Source organism: Marinococcus halophilus, assembly GCF_002265875.1.
GTDB lineage: Bacteria > Bacillota > Bacilli > Bacillales > Marinococcaceae > Marinococcus > Marinococcus halophilus.
Window position 1 is genome coordinate 68,116 of record NZ_NPFA01000001.1, and the last position, 13,401, is coordinate 81,516.

At 49.9% G+C, this 13,401-nt stretch carries 13 protein-coding genes, 1 pseudogene and 3 riboswitches; of the genes and pseudogenes, 1 reads left to right on the plus strand and 13 read right to left on the minus strand.

The annotated features are described in order from the left end of the window. Positions 1-305 precede the first annotated feature (305 nt). The 12 genes from CHL76_RS00390 to CHL76_RS00445 form a co-directional block, all read right to left on the minus strand. Positions 306-647: a general stress protein gene (locus CHL76_RS00390; RefSeq protein ID WP_158219013.1), complete on the minus strand. Its 342-nt coding sequence runs from the start codon at positions 645-647 to the stop codon at positions 306-308. Between the two features lie 60 nt (positions 648-707). After that, positions 708-1,727 (minus strand): ThiF family adenylyltransferase, encoded by a 1,020-nt coding sequence (locus tag CHL76_RS00395; RefSeq protein ID WP_094907520.1) that lies wholly within the window; start codon positions 1,725-1,727, stop codon positions 708-710. Continuing rightward, complete coding sequence (locus CHL76_RS00400; RefSeq protein WP_079474969.1) at positions 1,724-2,488, minus strand: thiazole synthase; 765 nt, start codon at positions 2,486-2,488, stop codon at positions 1,724-1,726. The genes CHL76_RS00395 and CHL76_RS00400 overlap by 4 nt, the downstream gene beginning before the upstream one ends. A 4-nt stretch (positions 2,489-2,492) precedes the next feature. Next, positions 2,493-2,693 (minus strand): sulfur carrier protein ThiS, encoded by a 201-nt coding sequence (gene thiS / locus CHL76_RS00405; protein ID WP_079474968.1) that lies wholly within the window; start codon positions 2,691-2,693, stop codon positions 2,493-2,495. Beyond that, positions 2,677-3,801: a glycine oxidase ThiO gene (gene thiO, locus CHL76_RS00410; RefSeq protein WP_094907521.1), complete on the minus strand. Its 1,125-nt coding sequence runs from the start codon at positions 3,799-3,801 to the stop codon at positions 2,677-2,679. Before thiO ends, thiS begins: the two co-directional genes overlap by 17 nt. Then, positions 3,791-4,402: a thiamine phosphate synthase gene (locus CHL76_RS00415; RefSeq protein ID WP_094907522.1), complete on the minus strand. Its 612-nt coding sequence runs from the start codon at positions 4,400-4,402 to the stop codon at positions 3,791-3,793. The genes thiO and CHL76_RS00415 overlap by 11 nt, the downstream gene beginning before the upstream one ends. A 42-nt stretch (positions 4,403-4,444) precedes the next feature. Continuing rightward, positions 4,445-4,547, minus strand: a riboswitch (TPP riboswitch). 56 nt (positions 4,548-4,603) lie between these two features. Continuing rightward, a riboswitch (TPP riboswitch) is annotated at positions 4,604-4,703 on the minus strand. Between the two features lie 53 nt (positions 4,704-4,756). Beyond that, positions 4,757-5,656 carry an AEC family transporter gene (locus CHL76_RS00420; RefSeq protein WP_094907523.1) on the minus strand — a complete coding sequence of 300 codons (900 nt, stop codon included), beginning with the start codon at positions 5,654-5,656 and terminating at the stop codon, positions 4,757-4,759. 57 nt (positions 5,657-5,713) lie between these two features. Beyond that, the gene (locus CHL76_RS00425; protein ID WP_094907524.1) at positions 5,714-7,186 is read right to left on the minus strand and encodes a potassium/proton antiporter; all 1,473 of its coding nucleotides are present in this window, start codon (positions 7,184-7,186) and stop codon (positions 5,714-5,716) included. A 177-nt stretch (positions 7,187-7,363) separates the two neighbouring features. Continuing rightward, positions 7,364-7,702, minus strand: a complete 339-nt coding sequence (locus CHL76_RS00430; protein WP_094907525.1) for a DUF1516 family protein — start codon at positions 7,700-7,702, stop codon at positions 7,364-7,366. Between the two features lie 118 nt (positions 7,703-7,820). After that, on the minus strand, positions 7,821-8,138 hold the full coding sequence (locus tag CHL76_RS00435) for a DMT family transporter (RefSeq protein ID WP_079474962.1): 318 nt from the start codon (positions 8,136-8,138) through the stop codon (positions 7,821-7,823). Further along, entirely contained in the window at positions 8,138-8,479 is a 342-nt protein-coding gene (locus CHL76_RS00440) for a DMT family transporter (RefSeq protein WP_094907526.1), read from the minus strand. The genes CHL76_RS00435 and CHL76_RS00440 overlap by 1 nt, the downstream gene beginning before the upstream one ends. A gap of 101 nt (positions 8,480-8,580) precedes the next feature. Further along, positions 8,581-8,679: riboswitch (guanidine-I (ykkC/yxkD leader) on the minus strand. A gap of 31 nt (positions 8,680-8,710) precedes the next feature. Then, entirely contained in the window at positions 8,711-10,867 is a 2,157-nt protein-coding gene (locus tag CHL76_RS00445; protein WP_094907527.1) for a type IA DNA topoisomerase, read from the minus strand. Between the two features lie 202 nt (positions 10,868-11,069). Here CHL76_RS00445 and CHL76_RS00450 point away from each other — a divergent pair, with 202 nt between their 5' ends. Further along, the gene (locus CHL76_RS00450) at positions 11,070-11,876 is read left to right on the plus strand and encodes a 2OG-Fe dioxygenase family protein (protein WP_094907528.1); all 807 of its coding nucleotides are present in this window, start codon (positions 11,070-11,072) and stop codon (positions 11,874-11,876) included. 458 nt (positions 11,877-12,334) lie between these two features. On the opposite strand, the pseudogene CHL76_RS00455 reads toward CHL76_RS00450, so the two are convergent. Continuing rightward, positions 12,335-13,390, minus strand: a pseudogene (locus CHL76_RS00455) (sodium/glutamate symporter); the annotation flags it as partial. Positions 13,391-13,401: the final 11 nt, after the last annotated feature.

Genomic DNA, 13,401 nt, shown 5'->3' on the forward strand with positions numbered 1-13,401 from the left:
GAAGCCTGTTCAGCGGCACGGGCCCTGGAAGAGCTTTGGATAAAGAGGCCTTTTCTCTTTACCAAAGATCTGAAGGGACACCCCGCCGCTGGCTTCCGGAGCTGGACAGATAGAAAAGCAGAGGAGCCTTGCTCAACCGCGACAGGTACTTCCCAGACGTGCAGGGCAGCCTGCTGCCCGAAACCGGCTGGAAAGTAACCCCGAGCGGTTAGGCTTCGGAGCTGGACAGAGAAAAGCGGAGAATAGATGTTAATCGAACCGCCCCTCCTCCGAACGCCTGAGACTGAACAAAATCCGGAAAAGATTCACTTTTCAAAAGAGAATTTTTCCGGATCTTCAGCCACTGCAATTAGTATATTATGTTCCTCCAGCTGTTCGCTCAGGTCACGCGCTTCTTTATCGCTATAGCCCAGCTTTGTTAAGCGTTCATAAATATCGGAGGCCCCGTGGCGGAAAAACTGTTTTACGAATTCCACCGGACTTGTAGCGTCTGCTTCTGTATCACTTACTTTTAGTTCTTTCGCAGTCGCCTTTTCCGCTTCAAGAGCTAAAGCATAAATCTGTTCTCTTTGAACACCCTGCATTTTCAATTTATCTACAGCCTTCTGTGCTTCTTCTACAGTCGAAAAAATACGAGCGGTAGGCAATAGTTCCCCCTCCTTGCAAGGAATATTACCACTCCGCCCGTAAAATGAAACAAGGAATATTTATCCTCCAATGTATCTCTGATACAACGATCTAGCTTCCACTTCCCCGGAGACCCCGTGAATGATGGCCCTTCCATCTTTAAAGAGCACCAGCCGCTTGTTTTCAATATTTAACACCAGCAGATGCTGATTCGCTTTGGAAAGGTGCTTTTTATGAGCGTCCGCTGTACGCTCGAGTGACACCTGCATGTCCGGAAGAGGCTTCACTTGTACGGCATCCCTGCCGCACAACGTCTCTGCCTTGCTTCTCCCACTCCATGCGAGCGCTGGATACGTTGGCGATTCTCCGCAGGAGGGACAATGAACATCCTGAAGCGAGTCTACACGAATGGAAGAACTCTCGTTCGACCATACATCAAACGACCACAGCGTTCCGCGTAGCTGTTTAAAGGAATGAGTAAGCAGCTTCATCGCTTCGGTCACCTGCGTGGCGCTCACAAATTGGACAGCCGGGGCAATAATTCCCATCGTGTCACACGTTTCACCTTCCATCGGAATGCCCTTCATCAGGCAGCGCAGGCACGGCCCTTCTTCCGGTGTCACTGTATAGCTTAGTCCGTATGCCCCCACACAGGCTCCGTAAATCCAGGGAATCCGGTGCTTCAACGCTGTATCATTAATCATCAGCCTCGTCTCCATATTATCGAGTCCGTCAATAATAAGGTCTGCAGGCAGACAGTTTTCAAGCACGGCCGGATCTGCTTCGCCGACAATTATATCAATGACTGCGTTACTCCGGATATCGAGCAGCCGTCTTTTCGCTGCCTCCGCTTTCGGTGTATACGCTGCTGCGTCCGCTTCTGTATACAACTGCTGGCGCTGCAGGTTGCTTACCTCTACATAATCCCGGTCGATTAGCGTTAATCTCCCGATCCCCGCACGCACGAGGCTTTCAGCTGTTAAACTCCCTAGAGCTCCGGCCCCTATCACTATTACATGGGACTCCTCCAGCTTTTTCTGTCCACTCCGCCCGATTCCATGAAATAACCGCTGCCGGGAGAAACGTTCTTCTGTATTCAAATGCTGAGGCCTCCTAGAGGGCTGCTTGCCTGTGCATAAAATTTCTTATCAATTCTTCCTGCCTCTGCACCAAGAGTACCGGCTCTTATGGCCAGTTTCATCGCTTCAGCCATTTTTACAGGGTCGCCTGCTCCTGAAACCGCTGTGTTTAAAAGGATACCGTCAGCCCCAAGCTCCATGGCGTAAGATGCGTCCTTCGGGCTCCCTATGCCTGCGTCCACAATAACCGGCACCTTTGCCTGTTCGATAATATGCGAAAGATTGTATGGGTTGATGATCCCGAGCCCCGTTCCTATAGGAGAGGCTCCTGGCATAACTGCATGAACCCCGGTTTCCTGAAGCTTTCTTGCAAGCACTACGTCATCGGACGTATAGGCGAGAACCGTAAACCCTTCGTTAAGAAGCTGTTCTGAAGCCCGGAGCGTTTCCACCGGGTCCGGTAGAAGTGTTTTGTCACAGCCAATTACTTCTACTTTGATCATGTCACACATATTGGCTGCTTCCGCCAGCTTAGCTGTCCGGACCGCCTCTTCCGCTGTTTTGGCTCCGGCAGTATTTGGGAGAAGCCTGTACTTTGAAACATCCATCTGCTCAAATGGGTCCGGCTGACTGCTGTCAAATAAGTTCATTCTACGGACAGCAAAGGTCAATACTTCAGTTTCTGATGCTTCTACCGCCTGCAGCTGGGTTTTTGCGTCTTTATACTTTCCCGTACCGAGAAATAGATGTGAGTTAAATGTCATACTGCCAATGTTAAGCATTCGTTCATCCGCCTCCTACAAAATGAATGATTTCGATTCTGTCCCCGTCCTTCAAACCTTCTTCCTTGTGCAGTTCTTCCATCACAATAATCCCGTTTCGCTCCACCACCGTCTTCTTATGGGCTACTTGAAGCTCTTCCAGTAACTCGGCTACGGTTTGACTGTTCTCAATATTCTGTATTTGACCGTTAAGCGTGATTTGCATGAATGACTCCTCCTTTTCGTATTTTCGGATCCACGGCGAACAGCTGCTTCCAGTCTTCGCGAACGCTTTCCCCTTCAATCCGGGCAGCCATCCAGCTCCCACTCCGTGCTGAAAGAAGGATACCGTTTCTATAATGCCCGGTCATCACCCACAGGCCTTTGCTTGTTCTTCCCATATACGGCAGCCCGTCGCCTGTCTGCGGCCGGACACCGCTCCAGAATCTTTCAATCCCTGCATGCTTTAACCCCGGCACTAAATGCACGGCTGCTTTCATGAGCTTCTGCATTGAGGCTACCGTGACTTCCGTACTCGCGTCTCCGGGCTTCTCTGTAGCTCCGATAAAAATTTCTCCGTCCTTTTTAGGAACAATATACACTTCCGGAGTGTGCAGGGTATGCTCCAAAGCAGCGTCCGGTAAGCGTACAGACAAGCATTCGCCTTTCACCGGATAGAGGCTGAATTCCCTCTCATCCAACAGACGGGCTCCGGCACTTCCTCCCGTAAAAACAACTTCATCTGCTTTGATGCTGCCTTCGCTTGTTTTCACTCCACAGACCCGGCCGTCAGCTTCTAAGAGTTGATCGACTGCGGTATTTTCCCGAATCACCGTTCCGTTGGCCTCCGCTGCCCTGGCAAGGGCCAATGTCCATTCATAGGCCCGGAGCTGCCCGTCTTTCGGTATAGACCAGGCCCCGTGGATGTGCTCAGAAAGCGCTGGCTCTTTGCTTCGCGTCTCCCGTGCTGAAAGCCATTTCGCGCCATAGCTGTGGCCTGATAACCGTTGATACTTTTCTGCTTCCGTTTTGTTCCATACCGGCTTCAGCATGCCATTATTTACGTAAGAAACGTCCATTCCACTGAGCGCTTCCACCTCCGGGACCAGTTCAGCAAACATAGCCCTGCTTTCGAGCGCAAATTCCTGAAAAAGATCTGAACCCTCCCACTCGGACTGCGCCCCAAGCATTCCGGCAGCCGCTTTCGAAGCACCGGCAGCTATGGAAGCTTTTTCGATTATCATAACGCGGCGGCCGCGTCTGCTTAACTGGTATGCAAGGGAACATCCCTGGACCCCCGCCCCAATAATAAGAACTTCAGTATCAACTTTCATTACTATCACTCCTTACCCTGGCCCGAAGCTGCTCTGCTGCCTCCCCGGGACAATCTCTTTCGTACAAAGCTGCGATGGCCGCTATCCCGGAGGCCCCGTTTTCTATGCACTCCTCCGCGTTTTCAGAAGTGATGCCCCCAATAGCAATTACGGGAATACGAACGCTTGTTACGGCTGCTTTCAGCGCCCCGAGCCCGCGCGGAGCCTTTCCGGGCTTGCTGCCTGAAGCAAAAACATGGCCAAAATAAAGCCAGGATGCTTCCTGTCGCTCACTTCTTTTCGCTACCTCTGCGGAGTGCACAGACTGGCCCCAGCGCCCGTCAGCCGGGAAGTCTGTACGGCGCTCGGGCAGATGAGCGCCGGCCAGCTGATAAGCAGCAGCAAGCTCCGGCTCGTCATTTATTATAAGCTTCCCGGGACTTACTCCTTCTTCCAACGCCAGCTTCACAGCTGTTTCTTTTTCCTGCTTCGTCCACTCCGGTGCCCGTATATGCACATAATCAACGACGTCTGCCAGCTCCCTCGTCTTCCCCCACCACTCAGCCACCGGGATATCCGGCGGCGACACTGCGTGAATGCATGGCTTCGTCTTTTTATCCATAAAAAAGCCTCCTTCCAGAAGGAAGGAGGCTGCCTGTTAAAAGGTTCAACATGGCTGCTTCCCTCCGCTGGCTCTCCAGATCAGGTTCAAAGGGTTCCGGATCTTTCTCCGGTCTCAGCCTCAGCAGGCACCCCCAGCAAATATATATTTCCCCACAAAAAACCCCGCCTTCGTTAGAAAGCGGGGGGAGATAGTCGTATCAGCATCTCTTCCCCACTTCCCTCCGCTGGTATAATCCAGATCAGGTTCAAAGGGATCAGCTTTACGCCGTCTCAGCCAACAGGCACCCCTAGTGGTTCGATATTACTTATATCATAACGCGCTGCTTCGCTGCCGTCAATTTATCCCCAATCTTTAAACCTGAAAAATCGACAGTACTACCCATAAAGAAGGGACGCTTAAAATAGTCGTTACCAGCGTAATACCTGAAACGAGCTGGGGGTTGGAATCAAACTGTACCGAAATCATCGCCATAGTTGCTGCACTCGGCATCGCTGTAGAAACAACAAGCACAGTAGTAAGCGTGTCATTAGTCTGAAGCAATAACGCAATCAAATAAGCAAGCGCCGGAGCGAATACGAGTCGTAAAAACGTTCCAGCGCTCACGAGCTTCCAATCCATGCTTTTTACAGATATACGTGCAAGCTGCATACCCAGAATAATCATAACCACCGGAATCGCTGCACTGGCAAGCATATCAAGGGCTTCATAGTAGGTCGCCCCGATCGGTATCCCGGTCAGCTGAAAAAGGACGCCTGCGAGCAGGGCGTAAAATACCGGCATCCGCAGTACTGTGCGAAACGCATCGGCCGCATCCATATTGGTGCTGTTTGCAATATAGACGCCGACAGTGTTCATCAGCATCGTCTGGATGACCATAAAAACAATCGAATAGGCAAAGGCTGTATCACCGAAAGCAAAAGAAATCAAGGGAGCACCGTAATTGCCCGCATTCATAAATACGGTGGAAAGCATCATGCCGGTTTCATTTGCTTTTGGCCATTTGCGCAAGTAAGCCACCAGTTTGATCACGCCGGTCATTACCGCTAAAAACACCACGGAAAACAGAGCCATCGACAGCATGTCGCTGTTCAATTCCCTTTCATAAAACGTCCGGAAAACAAGCGCGGGCGTTAATACATAGAGAGCGACAGCTGACACCGGCCGAATGTCCACTGCCTGCCTTTTCTGCAGCAAATAGCCAATCGTAAATATTAAAATGATCGGGACCAATACATTGATCAGCACACCCATGCAGAGCCCTCCCTTCTTTCTTTAAATTTAATACACTTTAACGCCGGCCCTTTTCTGTCAGTAATCGTGCCGGAGCATCTGCTTTAAAACACGCTTCTCTTTACGTGATACAAGAATATACAAATAATCACCAGCCTGGATTACTGTCTCACCAATCGGCGTGACCAGCTCATCATCCCGGACAATTGCGCTAATAAGCGCAGAGGCGGGAAATTCAATGCTTTGAAGCGTCTGGCCGACGATCGGCGTCGCTTCATTCGTTTGAAATTCCATAATTTCTGCGTTCGCTTTTCCGAGTGAGACAAGCTCCAAGGAATGAGTCGGGGCTTCCCGGAGCGGCCCGGACAAATGAAGCCATTTTGCCAGCGGAGCGATGGTCGCCCCCTGGATCAGCGCGGATGTGAGCACAATAAAAAAGACGACGTTGAAAATTTGGGTGCCCGATTCCACGCCGGCAACAATCGGATAGGTAGCCAAAATAATCGGCACCGCCCCGCGCAGTCCCGCCCAGGACAGAAATATATTCTGCTTCGGCTTGTAGCCGAAAAAAGAGGTCGACAAAAACGTGGCAAGCGGACGCGCCAAAAACATTAACACCGCTGATAAAATGAGCCCCATAGTGATGTTCGACCACGTCAGGATATCTCTTGGAAAGGCAAGCAGGCCCAGAATGATAAACATGCTGATCTGAGACATCCACGCCATTCCTTCATTGAACCGGTAAATCGGCTGGCGGTAGATCAAATCGGAGTTTCCTATCAAAAGTGCCGCTACATACACTGCCAAAAATCCGCTCGCACTCATGCTAGAGGTCACGCTGTAGGTTAACAGCGCAAACGCGATCGCAAATAAGGGGTACAAGCCACTCGAATCCAGATTAATGCGGTTAATCGTCCAGGAGGCTGCCCACCCGAACAGACCGCCCATCGCAAGACCGACGCCCATCTGCCAGAAAAAAGCACCGGACAAAAGCCATACGTTGGGCGAATCGGCCAGAATTAATTCGATAAAAAACAGCGTTAAAAACACAGCCATTGGGTCGTTACTGCCTGATTCCGCTTCAAGGGTGGAGCCCATTTTTTTATCAATGCTGCGCCCCTTCAAAGCAGCAAAAACAGCTGCGGCATCTGTCGAACCAACCGTAGCTCCGAGGAGCATCGCTTCAAGCCAGGTGAGGTCGAGCAGCTGCTTCGCTACGACTCCCATCAAGGCAGCCGTAAACAGCACGCCGAACGTGGCAAGCGTTACAGAAGGCCCGACGACCGGCTTGATATCACGCCACTTTGTCTGGGTCCCGCCTTCAAATAAAATAATAATTAGGGCTATAATTCCAACAGTCTGGGCAAGCTGGACATTTTCGAAGTCAATGATGCCAAAACCATCGTTTCCCATGAGCAAACCCAGAATAATGAATAAAATAAGCGAAGGCACCCCGAGGCGTGTCGAAAATTTTGTTACGACGACGCCTAAAATAAGCAGAAGTGCTCCTAATAATATAAACGAATCCACATTCGCATTCCCTTCAAACACTCACGGTTTCCTCCCTCCACCTGCCGCAGCTTTCTACTTCGGCTTTTCTATGTATTACTTGCATGATACATATAATTTTTGTGTAAAAAACCCGCACACAGACATTTTTATAAGAATGCTATACCCGAAAATGGGAGCATACAAAAAGCATGCTGCAAAAACAGCATGCTTTCTGCCTCACCCAATCACATCATAGCCGATGGATAAGATAATTGCGAACAAAATGATCCATAAAATCCAGAACATGGCGTGTTTTCTGCCTGCCCGGCGACGAACGAACATCATTTCCATTACTCCGATAAAAACAAGGGCCAAAACACCTTTTACAATGGACAGGAGCGGGAAGCCATACAACGCCACCATGCCCGCGCCAGAAAGAACCATAATGACTACAAACAGCCGTTCAATCATCATCGTTACTTTTTGTTTCGGAAACAGGTAGCTGATCAAAAAGAAGATGATCAAAAATGCCCACGAACCGGAATGTGCTTCATACAAAATGCTCTGAAGATCCATATGCTTTCCTCCTTTTCACTCTTCAATTTGTTTCTTTTCCAGATATTTCACCTGCTTGTAACTATAATCAAAATAAAGCCTGGACTCAAGCCAGAAACAGCGTTAGTTCTTGAACGTTTTATGGCGCTATCAGCTTCAGGCCTACGACGGAGGACAGAATGACCGCAATGCTTACTATCCTGCCAACATTGGCCGGCTCTTTGTACCAAAGCATGCCGAACAGCGCGCTCCCTGCCGCTCCTATTCCTGTCCAGACAGCGTAGGCGGTTCCCATCGGAAGGGTCTGCATCGCAAGGGAAAGAAGAAAAAAACTCGCTCCAAAACCTCCTGCAATCATAAACAGCGGCCAGATGACCCGCTTTTGAATCCATTCATTGATCATAGAAACACCAATCATCTCAAAAATGCCGGCGCCGATCAAATACAGCCACGTCATCACTGTTGTTCCCCTCCTTCATTTGCCCTTGGCCTTCCGGAGGCCATGTGAAGCCCGGAGATTCCGGCAATCAGCATGATAATAAAGGCCATCTTGCTCCATTGGAACGGCTGGCCAAAAAATATCATATCAAGGACTGTTGTCCCGATCGTACCGATGCCGACAAAGGCTACATACGAAGTGCCTACCGGAAGATATTCGCCCGCCCGTATCAAAAAGAGAAAGCTCAATACAATAGCCACGAGCGTTCCCGCCCATTCCCATCCAGCCGAGGCGTGCTTCAAACCGATTACCCAGAGAATTTCAAATGTTGCTGCTGCCGCGACGTTTATCCACCCCACTACGAGTCCTCCTTACCGATTTCTTCTTATTATTTCCCGGAAATATTTATTTCACCCCAGCTTTTGCACACGAAAAAACCCGGGAATTCTTCGCAGCGAAGATCTCCCGGGTTTTTGTCCCTCCGTGTCGCAAACGTTTCGTTTACGGGTTTTCTCTCGGACCAGTCCGGCTCTGCCGCGGAACCCTAGGAAACATTATGCCTTTCAGTATATCAAATTCACGGCTTTTGTCTACGACGAGGCATTGTCTTTGGAGGGGAACACAAACTCGACGCCATTTTCTTTGCGTTTTAATTTGGCGTCAAACGGCTTTTTGCCTTTAAATCCTTTGATCACCTGCGTCTCTCCTTTTTCACACAGCTTCTTAACCTGAGCCTGGGTGATTTTTTTCTTTAATAATGTTTTTGGTATGGTGAATTTACAGCCGTTTGCATATTCGCTGCAGCCATAAAAGGATTTTCGTTCCATCAGCTGCCCTTTTTGGCATACGGGACAAAGAGCGATCGGCTCTGCGCGCTGCGGCTGTTTCTTGGAGGCGGCCACCTGATCCGGATTGGTCTGCATATTCGTCATGCCTGCCGGCGCCTCTTCGACCAGCTTTTTCGTAAAAGCCTCGGTCTGCTTTAAAAAAGCTTCTTTATCTGCTTCACCGCTTCCGATTTGCTTTAAAAAGGCTTCCCATTTTGCGGTCAAAAGCGGCTTGGATAAAAGCGTTCCCTCTACTACCTCGCAGAGGGCGCGGCCTTTGGCGGTGACTTCCACGACGTTTTTCTGAATCCGGATATATTCCTGTTTCTGCAGCGTCTGAATAATAGTGCTTCGCGTCGCTTCTGTCCCAAGGCCTTCTGTTTCCTGCAGTACTTTTTTGGAAGCTTCGTCATCTTCAATCCATTTGCCGCAGGACTTCATCATATTGATCAACTGGCCTTCTGTGTAGGGCTTAGGTGGCTGGGTTTCCTTTTCAGCTGCCTGGACATACGCTTTAACCTGCTCTCCTTCAGTAACTGGAGGCAGTGTTTTATCCTCCTGCTCCTTCTTCTTTTTAGGTGCCGGAAACAGCTCCTTCCAGCCCAGTTGGCTGTCCACCCGTCCCTTGCTTTCAAAGATGAGGCCCTGGACGTCCGTTTCGAGCGTTGTTTCTTCGTACACATAGTTCCGGTGAAACATCGCGAGCACGCTATTCATTATTTCTTTGTATACCTGCTGCTGGGCCCGGTTCAGCTTTTCGAACTGGCCCTCGCTCAACACTTTTTTCGTTGGGATGATCGCATGGTGCTCCTGGACTTTACCCCCGTCTACAAACCGTTTCGAAGGCGTCAAGGATGCCGGTTCGAAGGAAGCGTTCATGCAGTCCTGCATCCGGTTCAGATTCCCTTTTAAGTAGTTAAATTCACCCGAAGTAATGTGGCGGGTGTCTGTTCTCGGGTAGGAAACAGCTTTTAGCGGCTCGTCATACAGGCTCTGGACCGTTTTCAGCACAGCAGACGGGCTCATTTTATATTTTCTGTTCATCGTTGTCTGCAGGCTCGACAGCGAATGAAGAAGCGGCGGCTTTTCCTGTTTTTCTTCTTTTTTTATGCTGCTGATTGTTCCTTCGGTATCCTTTTTCAAGCCGTGCTCCTTCCAAATCCGGAGTACTTCTTCCTTTGAGCCGAAGCGCTTTTTATACTTTCCTTTATACTCGCCTGCTTCCGCACGGAAGGTTCCTTCAAGCTCCCAATAGGGTTCGGGCTCAAACGCCTCAATTTCTTTCTGTCTGTCGTAAATAAGCTTGAGCGTTGGCGTCTGGACCCTGCCGACACTGAACACTTCATTGATGCCCTTTTGTTTTAGCAAAAGCGTATACAGGCGGCTCGCGTTCATGCCGACGATCCAGTCGGAAAACTGGCGGGCCCGTGCCTCCTCATATAGCGAAAAATAGTCTGCCCCCTCCCGGAGCTGTTCAAAGCCTTTGTATACCTCGTCCTTTTCCAGGCTGTTAATCCAAAGACGCCGGATCGGTTTATGGGACGTTTTCGTATAATCAATGACGCTTCGTGCGATGTTTTCGCCTTCACGGTCACAGTCGGTCGCAATAATAATGCTGTCGGCTTCCTGCAGCATCTGCTTAACGACCTTCAATTGCTTGAACGCCCGCGGGTTCGGTTTGAAGCGGAAATGGGCAGGAAGCATCGGAAGTGTGTCGAGCGACCATTTTTTCCAGGAGGACTCGTAATCGGCCGGGGCCCGGAGCTCGAGCAAATGGCCGAAGCCCCAGGTAAGCACTGCCCCGTCCGGAAACAGACTGCACGGCTTCAGCCGCATGTACCCGTCCTTTTTCTCCTGTATCTGAAACGCGGCCGCATAGGCTTTTGCCTGCGACGGTTTTTCCGCTAATATGACTGGCATAAAGAAATTCCTCTCTTCGCTGATTTCTTTGAATTTCAAGAACATTTGTTCTTTATTATAAGGAATCTGTCACAAAAACGAAAGAAGGAGTCTGCCTTTCATATACTCAACTCCGTCCCGGCGTGATACACTAGCATTTGTGAAAACAATGGGAGGATGCTTCCACTCGAAGAAACCACCATTCGGGAGGAGAAATAAACAAATGAAACCTTTAAAACAGCACGGTTATGAATATTACGACTTAGCTGATATACTGCACGAAAGCTATAGCGAAGAAGACCTGGCAGCCTTAACTGCGGCCTTTGACGATCTTCCGGCCGACGATTATGCACCGCACCTGAATCGATACCGCCAGTACGGACGTGCCGTTATTTTCCCGGGCACCCACCGAATCGAATGGCTGCCGGAAACGGTTAGGGACGGTAAAAGCTACTACGATTATTTCCAGGGGTCGTTCAATCCGGAATATCCCGATGCGAGCCGCCGCTTTCCTGCCATCCCTGAGCACATCAGGCACAATCGGCTGCTTGAAGCACTGATCGCTTTTAACTTCCGCCAGACATTCTGGACGCGCGAAGATGCGCTCATGCCTTTTCATGCGGGAGTCCACTTTGTGAAGCTTCACGTTGACTCGAAAGAAGACGAAGCATTTTCATCGCCGAATACCTTGCACCAGGACGGAGAGCCGTTTACGTTCGCCCACCTGATCCGCCGGCGAAATATCGAAGGCGCCCGAAACGTTATTTCTGTACCGGAAGTCCGTGGGCGGATGCCGGAAGATGTAGAAAAGGATAAAATCACTGACTCCTTTTACATGACCCGTCCCCTCGAATCCTACGGAGTGTATGATCCGCTGGTCACTCATTATGTTGGCTCTGTACGCAAGGGGCCAGAGGACGGGCCCGGGGAGCGCTCAGCCATTTTAATTGATTACCAGCCAACCGTCGTTGCCAACCCGGATGAAATTCGCAGCATGCACGGCGATACCAACAACATGGATTATGTATAAAAGGACCCCCGGCGTCTGTGGCGCCGGGGGTTTTAAATGGAGAGCAACTTTTTCGGAGGCTGCTGTAAAAGCCCCCGGTGAACAAACTTATGCTTCTTTCAATGATTTCATTTTTCTGAAGAAGCTTCACGTTTACGCCCAAAATATAAAAGGCCCAACAGCATAAAGGCTATCATCAGTGCAGTTACAACAATGAGAACAGGTAATGCACCGAATTGATAAATAAATGGGATAGAAGCAGCCGTTACGAGACCGCCGCCCACCATTGGTTCAAATAAAATTTGCTTATAGCCGAAGGCAGTAAAGGCAGGGGACTTATTTTCAGGATCAGCCACCCTCATTAAGAGAAGCCCAGTCGCTGCCACGCCAGTAGACTGCCCAAAATCGCCAAGAGCTCTCTCAAACCAATACGATGGAATCATACGGGGCGCCAAATAGATAAAACCGAGCACATTCAGCAAAATACCCGAAACAGCTAAAATGAGAAAAGGCAGGAAATAAGTGCCTAGTACTGATAACTGCAAACTTGCCAGTGCACTAACGATCAGCAGGTCAAGCGACAACCCCTGGATACGGTTGATCAGGCCACGGTCGATGATGTCAAAGCGATCCCATTTCGTAAACACCAGTTGAAGCAGAATACCGCCGATCATAGCTAGCGGAAATAAAGGAATGTATTCAAAGATATAGACTCCGCTCCATGCTCCCCATGTTACGGATTCCAGCCACACGAGTGCTTCGAGAAGCAAATATCCGGTAAAAACAGCAATAGCTACTAGAGCAACGTGAAAAGCAAGAGGATCGATTGAAGTGGGAGACGTGGTCATTTTGCCCGCAGCATCTCGTGCCTCATGCTCATTAATGCCTAACTGGGCGTCCACCGAAACATCTTCTGGTTTTTTGAGTATGTTTGACTTGTTACGGCGCACACCCCAATTCAATAAAATGACCCCAGCGATAACTCCGGAAAGTACACCCACAGTGGCAAGGCCGATCGCCAGATCATAACCCTGCTCAAAGCCCAGCTGGGTGAATGTACTTTCCAGCCCGGCGGCTGTACCGTGGCCGCCCACAAAACCAATTTCAATCAGCGCCCCGGCAGCCGGCGGCAGGCCAAAGACCGGCGTCAAGAATAACAGGCAAAGACTGATGCCTACTACGTACTGCCCCCAGGAAAGGGTGTACCCAAAAGCAATCTGCGGCCCGCCGACCCTGAGCATTTCTTTCATGTTCGGAAGACGGAACCCGATGAATAAACAGGCGAAAACAACGTTAATAAGGAGGCCTGGCAGTGCACCCCAAACTTCAAGAATATCCGCTGTGAATAGCCCGTTTTCCAAAAAGCGGGATCCAAACAGCGATTGGTTAATCCTTCCTAAAACCCCAGGCCCAAGCAGGAGAGCTAAAAATCCGCCGATGAGGGCACTTGGCAAAAATAAACGCTGTAATAAAGGAATCCGAAGACGGACCCACTTTCCAAGAGCAAGAACCATACTAATAACAACTAAAGCCATTCCAATGACAT

What these genes read in the sequence shown, in the direction of transcription:
- CHL76_RS00445 (WP_094907527.1), bottom strand. Translation starts at nt 10,867, where the DNA reads ATGCCAGTCATATTAGCGGAAAAACCGTCGCAGGCAAAAGCCTATGCG.
- CHL76_RS00435 (WP_079474962.1), bottom strand. Translation starts at nt 8,138, where the DNA reads ATGACGTGGCTGTATTTGATCGGCGCCGGCATTTTTGAGATGATTGGT.
- CHL76_RS00420 (WP_094907523.1), bottom strand. Translation starts at nt 5,656, where the DNA reads ATGGGTGTGCTGATCAATGTATTGGTCCCGATCATTTTAATATTTACG.
- CHL76_RS00430 (WP_094907525.1), bottom strand. Translation starts at nt 7,702, where the DNA reads ATGGATCTTCAGAGCATTTTGTATGAAGCACATTCCGGTTCGTGGGCA.
- thiS (WP_079474968.1), bottom strand. Translation starts at nt 2,693, where the DNA reads ATGCAAATCACGCTTAACGGTCAAATACAGAATATTGAGAACAGTCAA.
- CHL76_RS00400 (WP_079474969.1), bottom strand. Translation starts at nt 2,488, where the DNA reads ATGCTTAACATTGGCAGTATGACATTTAACTCACATCTATTTCTCGGT.
- thiO (WP_094907521.1), bottom strand. Translation starts at nt 3,801, where the DNA reads ATGAAAGTTGATACTGAAGTTCTTATTATTGGGGCGGGGGTCCAGGGA.
- CHL76_RS00415 (WP_094907522.1), bottom strand. Translation starts at nt 4,402, where the DNA reads ATGGATAAAAAGACGAAGCCATGCATTCACGCAGTGTCGCCGCCGGAT.
- CHL76_RS00450 (WP_094907528.1), top strand. Translation starts at nt 11,070, where the DNA reads ATGAAACCTTTAAAACAGCACGGTTATGAATATTACGACTTAGCTGAT.